At 63.8% G+C, this 20,918-nt stretch carries 18 protein-coding genes and 1 riboswitch; of the genes, 7 read left to right on the forward strand and 11 right to left on the reverse strand.

What is annotated here, in order from left to right; translation table 11 throughout:
• Positions 1-139 precede the first annotated feature (139 nt).
• Positions 140-2,326 (forward strand): elongation factor EF-2, encoded by a 2,187-nt coding sequence (locus SM755_RS13010; RefSeq protein ID WP_323173028.1) that lies wholly within the window; start codon positions 140-142, stop codon positions 2,324-2,326.
• Between the two features lie 218 nt (positions 2,327-2,544).
• Here SM755_RS13010 and SM755_RS13015 read toward each other — a convergent pair whose 3' ends face one another.
• From SM755_RS13015 to serS, 3 genes are all read right to left on the reverse strand, one after another.
• Positions 2,545-2,886: a HalOD1 output domain-containing protein gene (locus SM755_RS13015; RefSeq protein ID WP_323173029.1), complete on the reverse strand. Its 342-nt coding sequence runs from the start codon at positions 2,884-2,886 to the stop codon at positions 2,545-2,547.
• Complete coding sequence (locus tag SM755_RS13020) at positions 2,883-3,830, reverse strand: ArsR family transcriptional regulator (RefSeq protein WP_323173030.1); 948 nt, start codon at positions 3,828-3,830, stop codon at positions 2,883-2,885. Before SM755_RS13020 ends, SM755_RS13015 begins: the two co-directional genes overlap by 4 nt.
• Before the next feature lie 221 nt (positions 3,831-4,051).
• Positions 4,052-5,431 carry a serine--tRNA ligase gene (serS, locus tag SM755_RS13025; protein ID WP_323173031.1) on the reverse strand — a complete coding sequence of 460 codons (1,380 nt, stop codon included), beginning with the start codon at positions 5,429-5,431 and terminating at the stop codon, positions 4,052-4,054.
• A gap of 118 nt (positions 5,432-5,549) precedes the next feature.
• Here serS and SM755_RS13030 point away from each other — a divergent pair, with 118 nt between their 5' ends.
• Positions 5,550-6,758 carry a TrkA C-terminal domain-containing protein gene (locus tag SM755_RS13030; protein WP_323173032.1) on the forward strand — a complete coding sequence of 403 codons (1,209 nt, stop codon included), beginning with the start codon at positions 5,550-5,552 and terminating at the stop codon, positions 6,756-6,758.
• Positions 6,759-6,916: 158 nt separating this feature from the next.
• On the opposite strand, the gene SM755_RS13035 is transcribed toward SM755_RS13030, so the two are convergent.
• Both SM755_RS13035 and SM755_RS13040 read right to left on the reverse strand, forming a co-directional pair.
• Complete coding sequence (locus SM755_RS13035; protein ID WP_323173033.1) at positions 6,917-7,381, reverse strand: CrcB family protein; 465 nt, start codon at positions 7,379-7,381, stop codon at positions 6,917-6,919.
• Complete coding sequence (locus tag SM755_RS13040; protein WP_323173034.1) at positions 7,378-7,803, reverse strand: CrcB family protein; 426 nt, start codon at positions 7,801-7,803, stop codon at positions 7,378-7,380. The genes SM755_RS13035 and SM755_RS13040 overlap by 4 nt, the downstream gene beginning before the upstream one ends.
• A gap of 6 nt (positions 7,804-7,809) precedes the next feature.
• Positions 7,810-7,882, reverse strand: a riboswitch (Fluoride riboswitch).
• A 175-nt stretch (positions 7,883-8,057) separates the two neighbouring features.
• Between SM755_RS13040 and SM755_RS13045 the strand changes: the two genes are divergently transcribed.
• From SM755_RS13045 to SM755_RS13055, 3 genes are all read left to right on the forward strand, one after another.
• Positions 8,058-8,969, forward strand: a complete 912-nt coding sequence (locus SM755_RS13045) for a cation diffusion facilitator family transporter (protein WP_323173035.1) — start codon at positions 8,058-8,060, stop codon at positions 8,967-8,969.
• A gap of 53 nt (positions 8,970-9,022) precedes the next feature.
• Positions 9,023-9,943 (forward strand): MBL fold metallo-hydrolase, encoded by a 921-nt coding sequence (locus SM755_RS13050; RefSeq protein WP_323173036.1) that lies wholly within the window; start codon positions 9,023-9,025, stop codon positions 9,941-9,943.
• A gap of 150 nt (positions 9,944-10,093) precedes the next feature.
• Entirely contained in the window at positions 10,094-12,136 is a 2,043-nt protein-coding gene (locus SM755_RS13055) for a long-chain fatty acid--CoA ligase (RefSeq protein ID WP_323173037.1), read from the forward strand.
• Between the two features lie 59 nt (positions 12,137-12,195).
• On the opposite strand, the gene SM755_RS13060 is transcribed toward SM755_RS13055, so the two are convergent.
• Entirely contained in the window at positions 12,196-13,290 is a 1,095-nt protein-coding gene (locus SM755_RS13060; protein ID WP_323173038.1) for a phosphotransferase, read from the reverse strand.
• A gap of 159 nt (positions 13,291-13,449) precedes the next feature.
• Here SM755_RS13060 and SM755_RS13065 point away from each other — a divergent pair, with 159 nt between their 5' ends.
• Positions 13,450-15,492, forward strand: coding sequence for a long-chain fatty acid--CoA ligase (locus tag SM755_RS13065; protein WP_006664984.1), 2,043 nt, complete (start codon positions 13,450-13,452; stop codon positions 15,490-15,492).
• Between the two features lie 68 nt (positions 15,493-15,560).
• Here SM755_RS13065 and SM755_RS13070 read toward each other — a convergent pair whose 3' ends face one another.
• The 3 genes from SM755_RS13070 to SM755_RS13080 all read right to left on the reverse strand — a co-directional run bounded on the left by SM755_RS13070 (position 15,561) and on the right by SM755_RS13080 (position 17,412).
• Positions 15,561-16,139: a hypothetical protein gene (locus SM755_RS13070; RefSeq protein WP_006664983.1), complete on the reverse strand. Its 579-nt coding sequence runs from the start codon at positions 16,137-16,139 to the stop codon at positions 15,561-15,563.
• A gap of 104 nt (positions 16,140-16,243) precedes the next feature.
• Positions 16,244-16,843 carry a magnesium transporter gene (locus SM755_RS13075; protein ID WP_006664982.1) on the reverse strand — a complete coding sequence of 200 codons (600 nt, stop codon included), beginning with the start codon at positions 16,841-16,843 and terminating at the stop codon, positions 16,244-16,246.
• Entirely contained in the window at positions 16,840-17,412 is a 573-nt protein-coding gene (locus SM755_RS13080) for a magnesium transporter (RefSeq protein ID WP_323173039.1), read from the reverse strand. Before SM755_RS13080 ends, SM755_RS13075 begins: the two co-directional genes overlap by 4 nt.
• Positions 17,413-17,550: 138 nt before the next feature.
• On the opposite strand from SM755_RS13080, the gene SM755_RS13085 reads away from it, so the two are divergent.
• Complete coding sequence (locus SM755_RS13085; RefSeq protein ID WP_323173040.1) at positions 17,551-19,239, forward strand: aldehyde ferredoxin oxidoreductase C-terminal domain-containing protein; 1,689 nt, start codon at positions 17,551-17,553, stop codon at positions 19,237-19,239.
• 35 nt (positions 19,240-19,274) lie between these two features.
• Here SM755_RS13085 and SM755_RS13090 read toward each other — a convergent pair whose 3' ends face one another.
• Together SM755_RS13090 and SM755_RS13095 are read right to left on the reverse strand one after the other, a co-directional pair.
• Complete coding sequence (locus tag SM755_RS13090) at positions 19,275-19,637, reverse strand: hypothetical protein (protein ID WP_323173041.1); 363 nt, start codon at positions 19,635-19,637, stop codon at positions 19,275-19,277.
• Positions 19,638-19,754: 117 nt separating this feature from the next.
• Positions 19,755-20,759, reverse strand: a complete 1,005-nt coding sequence (locus SM755_RS13095) for a M48 family metalloprotease (RefSeq protein ID WP_323173042.1) — start codon at positions 20,757-20,759, stop codon at positions 19,755-19,757.
• Positions 20,760-20,918: the final 159 nt, after the last annotated feature.

The raw sequence follows: 20,918 nt of genomic DNA on the forward strand, positions 1-20,918 counted from the left end.
GCGACTCCGCCGGCCCTCTTAGTGCATGTTATTCACTCACGCAAAATGGATATTCAACGGCACGAACGGGGATACGCGTCGGATTCTGCCGCCGACGAAACACTACCCTTTTGACCCCGCTACCGGTATTGGGGGGTATATGGGCCGACGTAAGAAAATCGTTCAAGAGTGTGAACGGTTGATGGACGACCCGGAGAACATCCGGAACATCGCCATCGCCGCTCACGTCGACCACGGAAAAACGACGCTTACCGACAACCTGTTGGCCGGTGCGGGCATGATCTCCGACGAGACCGCCGGCGAGCAGCTCGCGATGGACACCGAGGAAGACGAGCAGGAACGCGGGATCACCATCGACGCGGCGAACGTTTCGATGACCCACGAGTACGAGGACACCAACCACCTCATCAACCTCATCGACACGCCCGGCCACGTCGACTTCGGTGGCGACGTGACTCGCGCGATGCGTGCGGTCGACGGTGCGCTCGTCGTCGTCGACGCCGTCGAAGGGGCCATGCCCCAGACCGAGACCGTCCTGCGACAGGCGCTCCGCGAGGGCGTCAAGCCGACCCTGTTCATCAACAAGGTTGACCGCCTGATCTCCGAACTGCAGGAAGGTCCCGAGGAGATGCAACAGCGTCTGCTCTCGGTCATCAGCGACGTCAACGAACTCATTCGCGGCATGACCGAGGACATGGACGACGTCGACGACTGGACCGTCTCCGTCGAAGACGGCACCGTCGGCTTCGGATCCGCCCTGTACAAGTGGGGCGTCTCCATGCCGTCGATGCAGCGAACCGGTATGGACTTCGGCGAGATCATGGAACTCGAGCGCGCGGACAAGCGCCAGGAACTCCACGAGCGAACGCCGCTGTCGGACGTCGTGCTCGACATGGTCTGTGAGCACTTCCCGAACCCCATCGACGCCCAGCCCCGTCGTATCCCACGCATCTGGCGCGGCGACGCCGACTCGGATCTCGCCGAGGGCATGCGCCTCGTCGACGAAACGGGAGACGTCGTTCTGATGGTCACCGACATCGGGATCGACCCCCACGCCGGCGAAATCGCCGCGGGCCGCGTCTTCTCCGGCACGCTCGAGAAGGGCCAGGAGCTGTACGTCTCCGGTACCGCCGGGAAGAACCGCGTCCAGAGCGTCGGCATCTACATGGGTGGCGAGCGCGAGGAAGTCGACCGCGTCCCGGCAGGGAACATCGCCGCCGTCACCGGTCTCAAGGACGCCATCGCCGGTTCGACCGTCTCGAGCGTCGACATGACGCCGTTCGAATCGATCGAACACATCTCCGAGCCGGTCATTACGAAATCCGTCGAGGCCCAGAACATGGACGACCTGCCGAAGCTCATCGAGACGCTACGACAGGTCTCCAAGGAGGACCCGACGATCCAGATCACCATCAACGAGGACACCGGCGAACACCTCATCTCCGGCCAGGGTGAACTCCACCTCGAAGTCATCACCCAGCGCATCGAGAAGAACCAGGGCATTCCCGTCAACACCGGCGAACCGATCGTCGTCTACCGCGAGCAGCCCCAGCAGGCAAGCGCCGAAGTCGAGGGCATCTCGCCGAACCGCCACAACCGCTTTTACATCTCCATCGAACCGATGACGAACGAACTCGTCGAGACGATCAAACTCGGCGAGGCCTCGATGGACATGCCCGAACAGGAACGCCGCGAGGCCCTGCAGGATGCCGGCATGGACAAGGACACGTCCCAGAACGTCGAGCACATCCACGGGACGAACATCCTCATCGACGACACGAAGGGTATCCAGCACTTGAACGAGACGATGGAACTCGTCATCGAAGGGCTCGAGGACGCACTCGACAACGGCCCACTCGCCAACGAGCCGGTTCAGGGGACGCTAATCCGCCTGCACGACGCCCGACTCCACGAGGACACCATCCACCGCGGCCCAGCACAGGTCATCCCGGCAACCCGCGAGGCCGTCCACAAGTCGCTGATCGACGGCCAGATCAAGATGCTCGAACCGATGCAGGACGTTCGTATCGACGTGCCCAACGACCACATGGGTGCCGCCTCCGGCGAAATCCAGGGCCGTCGTGGCCGCGTCGACGACATGTACCAGGAAGGCGATCTGATGGTCGTCGAGGGTATCGCCCCCGTCGGCGAGATGATCGGCTTCGCCAGCGACATTCGCTCCGCAACCGAAGGCCGCGCCTCCTGGAACACGGAAAACGCCGGCTTCGAAGTCATGGCCGACTCGCTCCAGCGCGAGAAGATCATGGAGATCCGCGAGCGCAAGGGCATGAAGCTCGAACTCCCGCCGGCCATCGACTACATCTAAGTCCAAGCGCCTTTCGTTTCGACCGACGCCGTCGGTCTTTCCTGTGTCTTCTGTCCCGAGCGGTCGAGTCATACAGACACACAGCAAAGCGAAGCCGCCACACCATGTTCCGGTCGCCCGACCGGTGACCACCATCTTCGCAACTCACGAGTTCCGCCGGGCTGATCGACCACCGAAAACGAGAGACAATCGCCGAACGCAGAGCCGCGATAGCCCGGTTAGACGTCCGTGTCCTCGTTCGCTCCGTCTCCGTTTCCGTTTCCGTCTCTCACCCGCCGCACGTGAACCCCCTCACGGGTCACCGTCACGTCGCAACCGCTGTAGGTAAACGAAAACTCGGCCTCGACCGCCGCACTCGTCTTCTCGTACGTCTCGTCGATCTGCGTCGGGTCGATAACCGTATACAGCGGCTCGAGCTCAAGGACCGGCGTGTTCGTCAGTGCGGCGACGGCCCGAACGATCGTCTCGCTCGGGGGTTGGTCATCGGTGAACTCGTGGGTCGATTGGACAGTTGCTGGCGGCGGTTCGTCGTCGCCGCCGGATCGTGAAATGTCGGTCATGGTTCGAATGGAAGTTCGCCCGTGAAGTGGTCGCTCTGATAATCAAGGTGGTCGAGGCGTGGTCCGAGCAGTTCCCGGACGAGGACGACGAGCGGATTGGTCGCTCCCTCGCCGATCATCGCGGTTTCGGCGGGTTCGGTGGTCTCGTCCCCGCTTTTTGTGTTGGTCGTGGTTTCAGTTTCGGTTTCAGTCTCAGCCGCGGCTTCGATCCCGGGCTCCGTTTCAGTTGCCGTCGCCTCGCTATCGACCGGTGGCTCCTCTTGCAGGGATAGCAGTACCTTGTCGCGATCGGCCACGATGAGGCGACTGACGCGCGGATACCGCGATGGCTCGTTCATCCAGTCTAGCTGTGGCTCCCAGATGGTCGTTTCCGGAACGTTATTCCGGAAGAACCGCCTGACCTCGTGATTCTGCGACCCGGCATAAAAGTCCACCCCGCGCTCGATCGCCCGTGTCGTGTGCGGAAGACAGCTCTCATCGAGCAGGTCGGCGGACGTATAGATGATGAAGAGTTCATCGTCGGCTTTGTCCGCCAGTTCGCGGCTGTAGTCGTAGATCGCTGCTCGGGTCTCGAGTATACCGATCGTGTCGGGGCCACGTTTGCCGCCGAATTGCGAGAGGAACTCGTCGAGGAGAGTGAACTCGAGCCATTCGGGGTCGATGATGGCGTGTTCCCGCGCGGAAACGATGTTTTCCTTGGGGTTGTACGCGACGAGTTCAGCGCCGGCGAGGCGGGGTAAGCGGGCGTGGTGGAGGGAGAGACGCGTGGAGTCGAGACGGCGGTCGTAGGTTGTTGCGTCGACGACGGCTGCGTCGCGAGAAACGAGTCGGTCGGCGAGCGATGCCACGGAGAGCGGTCGGGATGCGTCGTCGAGAATCGTCAGAATCGCGCGGTTGTCCGGGTTGGCGATCAGTCTGATGACCCGTTCCTCGTATGACGCCATAGCTATGCGTTCGGTTGTCTCACAGTTAAACGTGACCGGTGGTTCGATGCTGCAGTCAACGCTCCAATTGGTATTGGAAAATCGTTCAAGAGACGGTGCTATTTTCCGCTGTTAGTTCGCTCTGGCGGTTCGTTTGGGCGTCACGAGTGATGGTGCGGGTGCGCGTTGGGGGTCCCAACGGCATCGATTCGTCGGGTGTCTCGATCGCCGTCAGCAAGCCGTTACTCTCGTTCGCCGGCACCGAGTGCGCTCTCGCCGACTTTTTCGTGGCCCTCGATGCGTTCTTGGCCGCCCATGTAGGCGCGCAGCGCCTCGGGGACCGTGACGGTGCCGTCCTCGTTCTGGTAGTATTCGAGGATGGCCACCATCACGCGGGGAATAGCGACGCCCGAGGCGTTCAGGGTGTGGAGGTACTCGGCCGATTCGTGGCGCTCGGGGCGGTAGCGAAGGCCGGCGCGGCGGGCCTGGAAGTCCTCGAAGTTCGAGGCGGTTGAGACTTCGAGCCAGCGACCGCCTTCGTCGGGGCCGTCGTCCATGTCGTCTGCGGGGGCCCAGACCTCGAGATCGATCTGCTTGGTCGCCTTGAAGCCGAGGTCGCCGGTACAGAGTTCGAGCACGCGGTAGGGGAGATCGAGACGACGAAGGACTTCCTCGGCCTCGCCGAGGAGGGTTTCGAGTCGGTCGTAGCTCTCCGCGGGTTCGACGAAGTTGACGAGTTCGACTTTGTTGAACTGGTGGACGCGGACGATGCCACGGGTTTCGGTGCCGTGTTCGCCGGCTTCGCGCCGGAAGTTCGGCGTGTAGGCCTGGTGTTTGAGCGGGAGGTCGTCCGTGAGGAGGATGTCGTCGGCGTACATGTTGGTGACGGGGACCTCGGCGGTGGGACAGAGCCAGAGGTCGTCGTCCTCGTAGGGTTCGTCGTTGCGGCCGCCGAGTCGGTAGGCGTCGTCGGCGAACTTGGGGAGTTGGCCGGTGCCGCGCATCGACTCGCTGGTGATCGGGACCGGCGGGACGATGTCGACGTAGCCCTGCTCGCGGTGGACGTCGAGCATGAACTGGATAAGTGCGTGTTCCAACCGTGCGCCGTCGCCCTTGAGGAAGTAAAAGCCGGAGCCGGTGGTCTTCGCGCCGCGTTCCTCGTCGATGATGTCCATGTCCTCGCCGAGGTCGTAGTGGGGGACGACGTCGTCGGGGATCGTGCGCAGTTCGTCGAAGCCCCAGCGTCGGTCCTCGACGTTGTCCGACTCGTCATCGCCAATCGGGACGCTCTCGTGGGGGAGCTGCGGGATTTCGAGCAATTGCTCGTCGAGTTCGTCGCGCAACTCCGTGGCTTCGGCCTCGACGGTCTCGATCTCGGCTTTGAGCTCCTTGGATTCCTCGATGGCGGCTTCTCGCTCCTCGTCTTTGCCGTCGGCGACGAGTTCGCCGATGCGGTCGGTGATCTCGTTGCGTTCGTGGCGGAGTTTGTCGCCGCGGGCTTTGAGTTCGCGCCACCGTTCGTCGAGGTCGATGAGGTTGTCGAGGTCGATGTCATCGCCTCGGTGGTCGAGCGCCTCGCGAACGGTCTCGGGCTGTTCGCGAAGAAGGGTTCGATCGATCATTGCCCGTGGCTTCTGTGTGGCCGTCCAAAACCGTATCGGAAGGCGGCGTGCGATTCCGTGATAGCTGTGACGGGACCGGCGGGAAACGTTTTTTTCGACGCGGCGGGTTTGTCGACGTATGGACCCGTTCGAGGGGGAGACCGCGGCGGTGTCGGTCGAGTACGAGCCCCGTAGTGTCAAGGATATCCTGGTCGAGATGAAGGATACGGCGGAGCTGTTGATCGATCTCTCGTACTCGGCCGTCTTGCACCGTAACGACGACCTCGCGCGGGAAGTGTTGCGCTTAGAAGAGCGCATGGACGTCCTCGAACTGCAGGCGCGGATGAGCCTCATGATGGCGGTTCGAAATCCAGACGATGCGGAGCAACTGGCTCCGGTTCTGGGGATCGTCGCCGCAGCGGGCGACATCAGCGACGCCGCGGGCGACATCGCGAAGATCATCCTGGAGGAAGTCGGGTTGCCGGAGGCGATGCGGGCGGCGCTTCCCGAAGCGACCGAGACGCTCGTTCGGGGCGTCGTCTCGCCGGACTCCGCGTTCGCCGATCGTACGCTGATGGACATCGATCTGGAGTCAGAGACCGGCGTCCGAGTGATCGCCCTTCGACGCGGCAACGAGTGGTTGCTCAATCCCGGCCCGAACACGACGGTCGCGAGCGACGACGTTGCGCTCCTTCGCGGCCCGGATACGTCGATCGAATCGGTTTACGAGACGCTCACCGGCACGCCCTACGAATCCCCCGCAGTCGACGTTCCGGATATCGACGACCTCGAACGGGCGGTCGACACCATCGTCCACATGAAGAACCTCTCTGAACTCGCCGTCGATCTGGCTTACAGCAGCGTACTGTTCGACAGCGAGGCTCTCGCCGAGGAGGTCCGCAATCTGGAGGTCGAAGTCGACGCGATGGAGTCCCGGTTCGAAGCCTGGACGCTTCGAGCGGCCGCCGACGCCGACGACCCGGTCGTCCTTCGGGGACTCATCCAACTCGGCAACAGCACGGAGGTAATCAGCGACGCTGCGGTCGACATTAGCGAGGGCGTCCTCCGCGATCTCGATGTTCACCCGGTCGTCCAGATGGCCGTCGAGGAGAGCGACGAGATAATCACCCGGGTTCCGGTCGAGTCAGAGAGCACCCTCGACGGTGCGACCGTCACCAGCGGCGTCCCCGACACCGATTCGACCATGTCGGTGATCGCAATCCGCCGCCCCGATGAGGGCTGGTTGCTCGTCGGCGACTCCGACGCGACGCTGCGGGCCGGCGACGTGTTGATTTCGAAGGGGACCCGGACGGCCGCGGCGGCGTTCGACGACCTGTCTCAGGCGTGAGCCGATCGGGCTGAACCGATAGTTTCAGCCGCGTTGTAACGAACTTCCGGCAAGTCGAAACGACATCGACGAGGCAAACGAGAACCAGTCGCGGCAGGTCGATGCAATCGGACTGGGAATCTCGGCGCTTACAGACTCGGAACGGCCGTAGAACACGGCTAAACGGGCCCCAGCGCGGCGACGACCCATGCGAGACCGATTCCAGCGAGTGCGAGGCCGAGATTCGCACCGGCATTGCCGATTGCCAGCAGCCGATCGCCGCGTTCGTACAACTGTACCGTCTCGACCGAGAACGACGAAAACGTCGTGAACGCCCCGCAAAGACCGGTTCCAAGCAACTGTAGGACCGACTCGGTCGCACCCGCAAACATCGCAAGCGCGAAGGCAAAACTGCCGACGACGTTCACCAGCAGCGTCGGCCAGGGGAATCGGTCGCTCGGAAGCCGTTGATACACGCCGTAGCGCAACACCGCACCGATCGCACCGCCGGTCCCCACGATGTGTGCAGGTTCGGGATCGAACGTGACCGCTGCGAGACCGACTTTCGGGACGGCCACCGACGCGAACGCTCCGCCGATCGCCGTCCAGAGTTCAGCAAGCGACGCCACGGCGGTCGCGCTCATGCCGTCTCACCGCCGGTTGTCGCGGCGGCCGGATCGCCGAGTCGGCGGGCGAGTTCACGGCCGGCGAGGACGCCGGTAAAGCCGAGGCCGTAGTTGCCGAGGACGATGGCGACGAGCAGGAGGGGGGTTGACGCGAGTGCGGATTGGATGGCGAACGTGCTGTAGGTTGTCAGCGAAGAAAGGAAGCCGGTCGTGAAGACGACTCTCGATTTGGGCGCGACGAGGCCGGTGTACTGGGCTTCGTAGACGAGAAATCCGAGCGCGAAACTGCCGATGACGTTGACGAGCAGGACGGACTGGACATCGGAGAGCAGGCCCATCGCGAAGTAGCGGAGGTTCGCACCGGCGAAGCCGCCGACGGCGATCAGTGCGAGCGTTTCGAGTCGAACGAGGGGGTGGGGCTGGGGTTGGGAGGCTGCCATGGCTGTGTAGTGGCAGGGACCGTCAGCCGGCGGTCGGTGCCGGCGGTTGGGTCAGGCGGGCCCCATCGCCCTCGGACGATCCGAGTTCGGATTCGGAATCAGCGCGCTTCCGATCCACATCGCCGCTCGGTTCGTCGTTGCGATACACTCGGCTTCTCGGCCGTATGAGCGTTATGACCTGTGATCGGTTTTCCACCCCCGTCAGGGGCGGTCGGAAGGAAAAGACCCAAGGTTAGACTGGCTCTAAACCATCCATGGACAGTGTCGAGGACGAGCGACGCGGGTTCCGACGGGCATCGTGGGTCAACGTCCTCGGCAACGTCGCGAAAATCGCGGTCGAGGGGGCTGCGGGACTCGTCTTCGGGAGCGTCGCCCTGCTCGCGGACGCGGCACACTCGATCGCGGATCTCATCGCCAGCATCGTCGTCTATATCTGGGGACAGAGTTCGTACGACGAACCCGACGATACCCACCCCCACGGGCACGACCGCATCGAGCCGCTGACGGCGCTGTTCGTGGGTGCCGTCATCTCACTTCTCGGATTGAACTTGCTCTATCGCTCCGTCGAGGGACTGCTCACCGAGGTCGACGTTACCTTCAGTCCGCTATTGCTCGGCTCGCTCGGCTTCGCCATCGTCGACATGTACCTCGTTTACCGGTACACGGTCGCGATCAACGCGGACCTCGACTCGCCCGCCCTCGCGGCGCTGGCCGCCGACTGTCTCAACGACATCTACACGTCGCTGGCCGCGGTCGTCGGTATCATCGGCGTCGCGTTCGGCCAGCCACAACTCGATCCCGTCGCCGGCGGACTCGTCAGCCTACTGGTCGTCTACCAGGGTGTCGAAATCGGTCGCGAAAACGTCGACTACCTCGTCGGTGCCGCCCCGACGCCCGAGAAGCGAACGGCCGTGCTCGACGTGCTCCGATCCCACCCCGACGTGCAGGGCGTCCACGATCTAACCGTCTTCTACGACGGCCCCGTCCTCGAAGTCGAAGTTCACGTCGAGGTCGACGGCGAACTCCCCTTCCGGCGCGCCCACGACATCGAATCTGAACTCGTCGATCAGCTCCGCGGACTCGAGGACGTCGGCGACGCGCACGTCCACCTCGACCCGTCCGGCATCGGCGAGTGGAAGGATCAGCCGGACGAACTCGAACGGTAATGCCGGAGTGCTGGGACACGAGCTTTTATCCCGTCCGCCGACGGGCTTCCGGTATGGACATCGGTGACGTTCGCGAGGTGACCGCCGGCGACTGTTCGGACCTGTACTACCTCGATACCGGCATGTACGAGACGGGCGGCTACGGAGCCGTCTATATTCTAAACGACGACCGGCCGGCTATCGTCGAAACCGGCATCGGCACCAACCACAACCTGATTCTCGACGCGCTCGCCGAACTCGACATCGATCCCGCCGACATCGAGGTCGTCACGATGACGCACATCCACCTCGATCACGCGGGCGGCGCGGGCTTTCTCGCGGAGGCCTGCCCGAACGCCGACATCTGTATCCCCGCCGCCGGCGCGAGCCTGCTCGCCGATCCCGGCAAACTGGTCGCCGGCACGAAAAACGCCGTCGGCGACCAGTGGCAGTTCTACGTCGAGCCGAAGCCGATCCCCGAAGATCGAATCGTCGAACTCGAAGACGGCGACGCGATCGACCTCGGCGACCACGAACTCCGCGTTCACGCCGCGCCCGGCCACGCGTTCCATCAGGTCGTCTTCGAGGACCCCGCGAACGACGCCGTCTTCACCGGCGACGCCGCCGGCATCTGGATTCCCGACCGCGAGGAAATCGTCGAAACCTCCCCGCCCTCCGACTTCGACCTCGAACAGTGTCTCGAAGACGTCGAACTGCTCGCCGAGATCGGCCCCGACGTCCTCCTCTATACGCACTTCGGGCCTCGTTACGTCGGCGACGACGCCGAACGCGTACTCGAGGAGTACGCGACCGTCCTCACCGAGTGGGTCTCCGCAGTCGAGGCGACACGCGCTGAACTCGACGCCGACGAGGACGTGATGGATCACTTCGCGTCCGCGACCGAGAAGGGCGAGGCCTGGAACGAGCAGAAAGCAAGCGCCGAGGCGGCGATGAACGTCCGCGGCGTTATCGGCTATCTCGACAACCGAGAGTGAACTCCCGATTGCGCGACGCTCTCGCGCTTCGAGTTCAGTTCCCGAATCCGCTCGTTTTCGGGACGGCCGGCGCTCACACCTGAATAAACGAATCGTCGACTGAAACCAGTTTCATCACGTTTTATCGCACAGGAACGACTCTGAACGGATATGAACTGGCGGGACACCGAACGCGAGTACGACGACGAGGTGATCGGGACGACGACGCTCGGTCGGCTGTTCGAGAACTCGGCAGAACGGAACAGAGACCGGCCTGCCCAGCGGTACAAGGGTGATATCTACGATCGCTCGCTCACCGGCACCGACTCGAACGCCGTGCTTCCGCCGGCCGAACCCGATTCTTTCCGGGCGATTTCCTACGCCGAGATGCGCGATATCGTCCGGAACCTCGCCGCCGGTTTTCGCGATCTCGGCGTCGAATCCGGCGACCGGGTCGGTATCTTCAGCAACACTCGCATGGAGTGGGCCCAGACCGACTTCGCGCTGCTCGGGGCCGGCGCGGTCGTCACCACCGTCTACACGAGTTCCTCGCCCGACCAGGTGTCGTACTTGCTCGACGACCCGGACGCGGACGGCGTCGTCGTCGAAAACCAGGAACTGCTAGAGCGGGTGCTCGCCGTTGAGGACGAACTCGAACTCGAGTTCATCGTGTCGATCGACGAGCTGGCGGGTACGGCGTACGACGACCGGGACGACGTGCTGACGCTCGCGGAGCTTCACGATCGCGGTGCCACGGTGTTCGATGCCGAGACTTACCAGGAGTGGGTCGACGACCCCGCGATGGACGATTTGGCGAGTCTGATCTACACGAGCGGGACGACCGGGCAGCCGAAGGGCGTCCGGCTCACCCACGGCAACTTCCGGGCGAACGTCAATCAGATCCGCAAGCGCTTCGCGCCGCGGCCGGACAGAGACGCGGACGTGCCGGTTATCGACGCCGAGAGTCAGGCCATGTCGTACCTGCCGCTGGCACACGTCTTCGAGCGGACGGCGGGGCACTTCCTGTTGTTCGCAAGCGGTGCCTGTGTCGCCTACGCGGAAAACCCGGATACGCTCCAGGAGGACTTCAGCATCGTTCAGCCGAACACGGCGACCAGCGTCCCCCGCGTCTACGAGAAGATTTACGATACGATCCGCGAACAGGCCAGCGAGTCGCCGGTCAAAAAGCGTCTCTTCGAGTGGGCGACCGACGTCGGCGTCGCGTACCAGCGTGCCGACTCGCCCGGCCCCGTGCTCGCGGCGAAGCAAACGCTTGCGGACAAACTGGTCTTCTCGACGGTCCGCGAGGCACTCGGCGGCGAAATCGAGAGCCTAATCAGCGGCGGCGGCAGCCTCTCGCCTGAACTCTGTCGGCTCTATCACGCGATGGGACTCCCGATCTTCGAGGGCTATGGCTTGACCGAAACCTCGCCGGTCATCGCAGTCAATCCGCCGGACGACCCGCGGATCGGGACGATCGGTCCGACGCTGACTGACGTCGACATTTCGATCGACGAGAGCGTCGTCGACCAGGATGCCTTCGACGATCCGGGAGCAGTCGGCGAACTCCTCGTCCGCGGGCCGAACGTCACCGAGGGCTACTGGAATATGCCCGCAGCGACCGACCGGGCGTTCACCGAGGCTGTGGCCGATGACGCCGCTGAGACTCTATCTCAGCCCGACGGCGGCGCTCTACTCGATACTGCGGACGACTCGACCGCCGAGAAGTGGTTTCGCACCGGCGATGTCGTTCACTTGCGCGGGGACAACTACATCGAGTTCCGCGACCGCGTGAAACAACTGCTCGTGCTCTCGACCGGAAAGAACGTCGCGCCCGGCCCGCTCGAGGACGCCTTCGCCGCCAGCGAGGTTGTCGAGCAGTGCATGGTCGTCGGTGACGGCGAGAAGTTCATCGGCGCGTTACTCGTCCCCAACGTCGAGCACATCCGGACGTGGGCGGACGAACAGGGCATCGACCTGCCCGACGATACCGATGCCATCTGCGACGACGAGCGCGTTCGCGAGTACGTCCAACGGGAGGTCGACCGCGCGAACGAGGGCTTCGAAAAACACGAGACGATCAAGCAATTCGAACTCGTTCCGGTCGAGTTCACCGAGGAGAACGAGATGCTGACGCCGACGATGAAGAAGAAGCGCCGCGTCATTCTGGACCGCTTCGGGGACCGAGTGGACCGGATCTACGAGGACGCGTGAATCAGTACGACTGTTCGAGTGCCCGTGTCCGTGCCCGTTCCCGTTCCGGCGTCGCGTTATCAGCTGATACGGTCCCGTACGTCTGCCCTGATGCGGTCCATCACCGCCATTTCGGTTCCGTCGGGGAATTCCAGATGATGGAAGTCGTTCATAATACGGATCATCGCTACCGTCTCGTAGAGCGGTTCGGGCGCTGAAGCGTTTTCAGCACGGGCGGGCGCGGTCGACCGATACCCGGACAGCATTGCCTCGCGGACGAGGGGTCGCCGGTCCGAGACATCGGGCAGTCCCGCGAGAAAGGCTCCGCTGTAGAGGTACACGGCGAACTCGAAGTCGAAAGCCGCCGGTACGGCGAGCGTGTACCCCCAGTCGAGCATCGCGGTAATCTCGCCCGTTTCGGGATCGATGAGGAGGTTGTGGAGTCCGTGATCGTTTCGCCCCAGGACGGGTTCGAACGGTCCGTCGAGTTCGTCGATGCCCGTTTCGACCCACCGGCGGAGTTCGGGTGTGAGATCCGAAAATCGGGAATTTGCGTGCCGGTCGAGTTCACGATCGGCGTAGTTCCGCAGTGCGGTTGGCCACGCTTCTCGTGGGGTACCGATGGTCAGGGTCGCCGGATCGCCGACAGGCTGGCCGCCGTCGAGTTCGGGGCCGTCGTGACGGACGTGTCCGAACCGGTCGACCGCCGAAACCGCGTGCAGTTCGGCCAGATACTCGCCGGTTTCTCGAGCGAGTCGCCGGAGCGAGGCGTCTTCGAATCGGCACACGCGCTCGTAGGCGACTTCCTCGCCGGGCAGTGCGCGCATGAGGTAAAACGGCGATGGCAGGGAGTCGTGATCGTCGACGACGCCGCAGACCGGCGGAACCGGGATCGACGTGTGAGCGTTGAGAACCGCCTGAATCCGCGACTCGGTTGGAATTCCCCACGTCTGCCCGTCGGGGGTGGCCTTCAGGTATCCCTCTCGCGTCGCATTCCTGTCGGCACCTTCTCCGCCGGAGCCAATGATGCGGTACACGGAACAAAAGCCGCGCTCGACCGCTGTTGCCTCCACGAGTTCCAGTTTCGGTCCCGACTCTCGCTCCCGTTCGATGGATCGAAGCATCTCTTCGATGGTCGATTCCGACAACTCCTGTGCCGCTGGACCGTCGCCCATACGCGGGATTCCCGAGCACCCGATAGAACTGTTTCGGTGGTATGGGTTAGGTCCTCACACCTCGACTATCGTCCGCCGCCCCCACAGAAATATCGTGATAAATTGCTCTGAACTCCCTGTACTTTCAAGAGTTCCCCGCTCCTCTTGGTATAATATACCATGGGTTGGCAGACCGCGGAGCGCGAGTTCACGAGTCCGGTGCTGGGTATGGAACCGCTGGGAGGGATGTTCGAGGCGTCGGTCGAGCGCAATCCGAACGCGATCGCCCAGCAGTATCAGGGCGGCATCTACGATCGCAGTCTCGCCGGGACGGCGGTCGACCCCGCCCCACACGGCGACTACGAAAGCCTGACCTACGCGGAAACGGGTGAGATCGTCCGCGCGCTGGCCGCCGGCTTCCGCGAACTCGGCGTCGAGGCCGGCGACCGGGTCGGTATCTTCGCCCAGACGCGCATGGAGTGGGCCCAGACCGATTTCGCGCTACTCGCCGCGGGTGCAGTCGTGACCACCGTCTACAAGAACTCCTCGCCCGAGAAGGCACACTACCTGCTCGACGATCCCGGTGCCAGCGGCGTCGTTGTCGAGAACCAGGCGGTGTTAGAGCGGGTGCTCGCCGTCGAGGACGAACTCGAACTCGAGTTCATCGTGTCGATGGACGAGGTAGGTGGTGCGGGAGAGGACGCGGCGACGGACTGCTACACGCTCGCGGAGGTCTACGAACTGGGAGACGAGCGGTACGATCCGGAGGCGTACGAGGAGTGGCTCGCAGCGCGCGACCCGGACGATCTGGCGAGCATCATCTACACGAGTGGAACGACGGGGAAGCCGAAAGGGGTCATGCTCACCCACCGGAACTTCCGGACGAACGTCAATCAGGTCTACCGTCGCTACGGCCCGCGGCCGGACAAGGACGCGGACACGCCGGTCATCGACGAGAACAGTACGCTCGTCTCGTACCTGCCGCTGGCGCACGTCTTCGAGCGGACGGCGGGGCACTTCCTGCTGTTCGCCGCGGGGGCGACCGTCGCCTACGCCGAGAGTTCGGACACGCTGAAGGAGGACTTTCGCGCGGTCCAGCCGACCGGGGCGACGAGCGTCCCGCGGGTCTACGAGAAGATTTACGACGCGATTCGGGAGGAGGCCACGGAGTCTCCGATCAAAGAGCGCATCTTCGACTGGGCGACGGACGTGAGTCGAGCCTACTATCGGGCCGACGATCCCGGACCGATCCTCGAGTTCAAGCTCTCGGTTGCGGACAAACTGGTGTTCAGCAAGGTCAAGGAGGCTCTCGGCGGGAACGTCGAGATGCTGGTCAGCGGCGGCGGGTCGCTCTCCGAGGATCTCTGCACGCTCTATCACGGCATGGGGCTGCCGATTTTGGAGGGATACGGGCTCACCGAAACCTCGCCCGTCGTCACGACGAACCCGCCGGAGGCACCGAAGATCGGCACTGTCGGGCCGGCGGTTATCGACTGCGACGTGACCGTCGACGGGTCGATCGTGCCGGACGGCGATGCCGCCAGCACGCCCGGCGAAACGGGTGAACTCCTCGTTCGCGGGCCGAACGTCACCGAGGGCTACTGGAACAAGCCGGCGGCGACCGACCGGGCGTTCACGGCGGACGCGCCGGGGGAGGGGGCGAGCGACGCCGACCGAGACGGGAACGCGTCCGAGACCGACGCGGACGCCGAGTGGTTCCGCACCGGCGACATCGTCACCGTCCGCCCCGACGGCTACATCGAGTTCCACGAGCGAACGAAGCAACTCGTCGTCCTCTCGACCGGCAAGAACGTCGCGCCCGCACCGATCGAGGACACCTTCGCCGCGAACGAACTCGTCGAGCAGTGTCTGGTCGTCGGCGACGGCGAGAAGTTCGTCGGCGCGCTCATCGTGCCGAACATCGACGCCCTCGAACGGCGTGCCGAGACCGAGGACGTTGCGCTGCCGGACGACCCGGCAGCCATCTGCGATCACGAGTGGGTCCGCGAGCGGATCGGTCGGGAGGTCGAGGCCGTCAACGAGGACTTCGAGGCCCACGAGACGATCAAGGAGTTCCGACTCGTGCCGATCGAGTTCACCGAGGAAAACGAGATGCTGACGCCGACGATGAAGAAGAAACGCCGGACGATTCTGGACGCGTTCGCCGACGAGGTGAACTCGATCTACGCCGACGAAGCGACGGAACAGGCTCCGGAGGCCTGAAACGCGACCGCTGTTCCGTTTCGCGGATGGCGGTGACCACGCCTAGTGGCGGCGCAATCCGACGCTCGTTATGCGTCCGCCGAGATCGGTTCTTCGACGGTCGTCTCGTTCTCCCGGTAATCGACGATCGTGAACTCGACGGATTCGGGGGTATCCTCCCCGACAGACACGCGAACGAGAGCGGCCGGAAAGGCCAGTGCGTCATTGCCTTCGGTTGGGTCGTCGCCGATCGCTGTTGCGGTTCCGATGAGCGTGTCTGACGTTCTGTCGAGTTCACGAACGCGGATTCCGAGGAAATCCCGTTTCGGCCAGACCGACGTAACGTGGACGAGAAGTTCGGCGTCGAAGTTCGTTTCGTCGACGAACGCGCGACTTGCAGGCGTCTCGCCGTCGTAATCGGCAACCGAAAGCGTTCGATGGACGGCCGCGCTCGAGTCGAACACGTCGAGTTGTCCCGCGGCTGCGCCGTCGAATTGCGGCGATGACCCGTGTCGAACCCCCAACTGCTGGATGTCGTACTGGACGGTCGTTTCGGCGGCTACCGGAGGTGGGTTTTCGCCGCCGGTAGTCGGCAGCGAAGACTGGAGACAGCCGCCGGTGATGGAGAGCCCGATGCCGGCAGCAGCGAGGAGATGACGGCGGTGCATACTCGAATCTCACCGCGCGCGATAACCAATGTTGGGATAGGTCAAACGGGTATTGTACCGTCCTGCCGTCTCAGAGACCGATCGAGACCACCGCAAAGACCGCCTCAGAGAACGACTGAAACCACCGCAAAGAGGATGAGCACCCCGGTGATGTCACAGACGTTCGTGACGACTGGAATCGTCGTGTCGTCAGGGTCGTAGCCGAGCCGGTAGGAGGCGTAGACCGCGGTCGTACTGACGATGACGACCCAGACGGCAAGCAGCATGCCGCTGGTGATCGTAATAACCAGCAGCGGGGCGAGTCCGAGCTCGCCGCCCAGCAGGTGGCCGATAGCCCAGGAGGCGATACCGAGCAGGACGAATACCGTCCCCGCGAGGCCGACGATCGCCCCGACTGTCGCTCGCAGATCCGGATTGGTCGGCGAGAACTCGAACGTCCCCAGGTGTAACTGCGTCGAGAGGCGGGCACACATGATCGAGCCCAGGTTTCCGGCGGTCCCGATCATCACCGGGACCAACACGAGCAACGCGGGGTTCGTCAGTAACGCCGCTTCGAAGGTCTCGAGGACGGTTCCCGACACCATCTGCAACACCGACAGGACGGCCAGGAGCGGGACGAGCGTCGTGACGATATTCCGGATCGTCCAGTCGCCGATGTGATCTCGCCCGAGTTCATCGCCGGCCCGGGCCTCGTTGGCGCTCACAGTAGTGCCTCCGTCACGGCGATCCCGACCAGCAGGAAGAAGACGCCGAACACGTCGCCGACGGTCGTCACGACGGGGCCGATGACGTTGTCGGGATCGAGGCCGCGGCGATAGCCCTTGAAGATCACGGGAAGCAAGACGCCGAGCATCGCGACGGCGCTCAAAAGAGCGGCGACGAAGAGGATAATCACGAGTTCGAGCAACGCGGCCTCCCGTCCCAGGGCCAGCATTACGACCCAGGTGAGCACGGCGATAAACAGCGAGACGATCATGCCGTTCAGGAAGGATGCGATGATGGCGTTTCTGAGCCGCCCGCTCCACTCGAAATGAGGGTCGAGCAGTCCCTGGTGGAGCCCGCTCGACAGTCGCGCTCCGAGCGAGCCGTAGACCCCGCCGCGGGTGGCGAGAAAGGCCGGCAACAGCAACAGCAACCCGGGAACGCGGCTGATTCCCTCACGCATCGTTTCGCTGCCGAGCAGCGTGCCGGCGAACAGGCCCGCGACGAGACTGACGAGGATCACCGGTAACGCCTGCCGATAGATGTCGACGGCGGAGTCGTGGCCGGTCATTATCGAAGTCGTCCAGTGCCGATACATTAAGCGTTGGCTGATTCGATGAACTCGCCGTCCCGAGACCGACGCCGCGTCTGTTATCCGCTGACAACGTACCGGTACCGTTTTGCCACCGCACGTCCCACGGTATCGCGTATGAAGCACGTCCGGGGGCCACTGTGTACGATCGACGTCGGGGAACAGACGAGCGAAACCGAACGGATCGACGACCTCCTCGAGTCGGCAATCGGCGGCCGCGCGCTCGGGACGAAACTCGCCCACGCTCGCATCCCGTTCGACGCCGACCCGCTCGGGGCGGACAACAACCTGTACTTCGCGACCGGCCCGCTCCAGCACGCGACCATGAGCTTTACCGGCCGCATGTCCGCAACCGGCGTCTCGCCGCTGACCGACGGCCTGCTCTCCTCCAACGCTGGCGGCTTCCTCTCGCGTAACTTCACCGCGACCGGCTACAGCGCCGTCGAGATCACCGGCGCGAGCGACGACCTCGTCATCGTCCACGTCACCGACGACGGCGTCTCGTTCGAAGCCGTCCCCGAACTCGAAGAAGCGACCGTCCCCGAAACCTGCGCCTACATCGACGACGAACACGGACTCGGCTCGGAGCACACCGTCGTCGTCGGTCCCGCCGGCGAGAACGAAGTTCGCTTCGCCTCGATCATGACTTCCGAGGAGCGCGCGTTCGGCCGTGGCGGCCTCGGGGCGGTGCTCGGCGCGAAGAACGTCAAGGCAATCACCTTCGACGGCGACTCCACCCGCGAGGTCGACCTCCCGGCGCTCCAGATGGAAATCCACGGCGAGGCCGCCCAATCCGACAGCCCGATGCGCGACCAGGGGACGACCTCGGTCGCGACGTACGCGAACATGGTCGAGGCCCTGCCAACGCGGTACTTCTCCGAACTCTCCTACGAACACATCGACGACATCAGCGGCGACCGCGTCGAGGAGAAAAAGTACAAGAAAGGTACCTGCTCGGCCTGCGCGTTCGCCTGCAAGCTTCCGACAAAAGACGAAGAGACCGGCCTCGAGACCGAAGGCCCCGAATACGAGACCCTGATGGCCTTCGGATCGAACTCCGGCGTCGACGACATCGTCGACGTGATGAAATCGAACAAGCTCTGCGACGAACTCGGCCTCGACACCATCTCGGCCGGCGACGTCGTCGCCGCCTACCTCGCCAGCGAAGACGAGTTCGGCGACGCCGACCTCATTCACGAAACCGTCGAGAAGATCGCCTACCGCGACGGAATCGGCGACACGCTCGCCGAGGGCGTCGCCCGCTGTCACGACGAACTCGGCGTCGACAACTGGTCGGTCAAGGGCATGGAGTTCGCCGCCCACGACGGCCGCACGCTGAACGGCCAGGGGCTCGCCTTCGCGACCTCGAACCGCGGTGCCGACCACATGTACGCCGAGTTCTATCCCTACGAGTACCCGCTGGTCGACGCCGACGACGCCTTCGACAAGGCGGGTCTCGAGAACAAGCCGCCGAAGCTCGTCGAACTCGAGAACATCAACGCGATCAAAGACAGCGCCGTCCTCTGTAAGTTCTCCCGGGACTTCATGACCACCGAGCGGTTCGAGACGCTACTCGACGCCGACTACGAGGAACTGCTCGCGATCGGCAGCGAAGTCGTCGCCCTCGAACGCCACTTCAACAACCAGCGCGGCTTCGACCGGGCGGACGACACGCTGCCCTACGAGATCCCGGACTTCGAGCAGGGTCTCGACGAGTACTACGACGAACGCGACTGGAACGACGACGGGACGGTTCCCGCGAGCGAACTCGAGACGATTTCGGAGACGGCACCCGCGGACGACTGAGCCGCCGCGACGCCGTCTCCGTCGCCACTATGGCACTACTCCGGACCTGAACTCGTCCGATCGTTTTCGTCGGCGTCCTCGTCGGTCCACTCGCCGACTTCGCCCTCCGGCGTGAGTCGGTCGTCCCCGCGGGACCGAAGCGGCGTGTCGTCGGCCCGCGAGGGATGGATATTGAAGTTGTTTCCCCGGTAGGGGTCCGTTTCCGGATCGTAGTCGAGTTCACTGCGCTCGAAGAGGTAGATGAAAAAGCCAAAGAGCGGGAGTACGGCGGTGATCGCCGCCCACTTTGCGGGAGGCTCGAGCCCGACCTTCCCGGCGTCGTAGTAGGTGAACACGGTCAGCCCGACGTGCCAGGCGAGAGGAATGCCGACGACGATGGCCAGGAGCAGCGGGTCCATGGGATGGCCGATATACGTGCCCGAGGGTTGTAAATCGACTGTCGGTGCTCGCGACCGCATTGCGTTGCTCTGTTCGATTTCGGTTCGGTCTCGATCTCAATTTCGCTCTTCTCGGTTTTAATCTCGTTCTTCTCGGTCTCGTTCCGATTCCAGCCTCCGTTCGCGTTCGAGCGACCGAAGCGTCTCGAGTCGGTCCTCGGTCGGCGGATGGGTCGTAAAGAGTCGCCACTTCAGCCGGTCGAACCACTGGTACGACGGTTCGATATCGCCCTCCGGGCCGAGACGAATGTCTCGACTCCCCGGATCGGCTTCGAGCGGCAGAATCGAGAGCGAGGAGACGCTTTCGACCGCTCTGAGGTCCCTGGTCGGCGTCGCTTCGATTCGATCATCGAGGGTGGCCAGGGCGGTTGCGAGAACCGCGGGCGACCCCGTCACTTCGGCGGCCGCGCGGTCGGCGGCGCGCTCGCGAACGCGAGCGAGAACGGCCGTGATCGTTCGTCCAGCGATCCAGACGACGTTCGAAACGAACAGCAACGGAACGATGACGATCGACGCTGCTCCCTTGCCTGCCGGTTCGGGAAGGCGTGTTCGCAATCCCGCCGCGAGCACCACCGGAACCGAAATCGCCGTCATCACCATCGCATCCCTGTTTTTCACGTGGGCGAGTTCGTGTGCGATCACCGCCTCGAGTGCATCCGCATCGAGCGCATCGATCGTGCCCGCGGAGAGCACGAGGTGAATCGCGTCCGGCCGGTAGCCGACGACCATCGCTTCGGGCGCGCGGCTGTCCGAAATCGCGATCGTCGGTACGGGCACGTCGAGCATCGCCGCGACCGCCGTCACCGTCCGGTACAGTTCCGGTTCCGCGTCGTCGTCGACCGGCGTGGCTCCCGCAAATCGTTCGACCGTCGAAACTTGGGTGAACTCGAGGGCAGCGATAGATCCCAGTAGACAGACGCTGATCACCGATGCCAGCGTCGCCGGATTCCCGACGCCGACTATCGACAGGAGGCCGTAGAACACGCCCCAGATGCCCGCAACGAGACTGGCCATCACGAGCGCGAGCAACGCGATCGAGACGACCATCCGTACCAGCAGTGCTCGCCCGTTCGGCATCGTCATTGTCGATTGATGAACTCGAACGGCCGGGGAGAGCGATGGGTGAGTCTATCCGGGACGACCATACTCGAACGAACGTGTCTGTAACAAAATGTGTATCGATCCCCCGCAGCGATCGGCCGGCGACGGCCGTGACCGAACGGGTGGCCTCATACAGACTGC

Source organism: Natrialba sp. PRR66, assembly GCF_034808065.1.
Classification (GTDB): Archaea; Halobacteriota; Halobacteria; order Halobacteriales; family Natrialbaceae; genus Natrialba; species Natrialba aegyptia.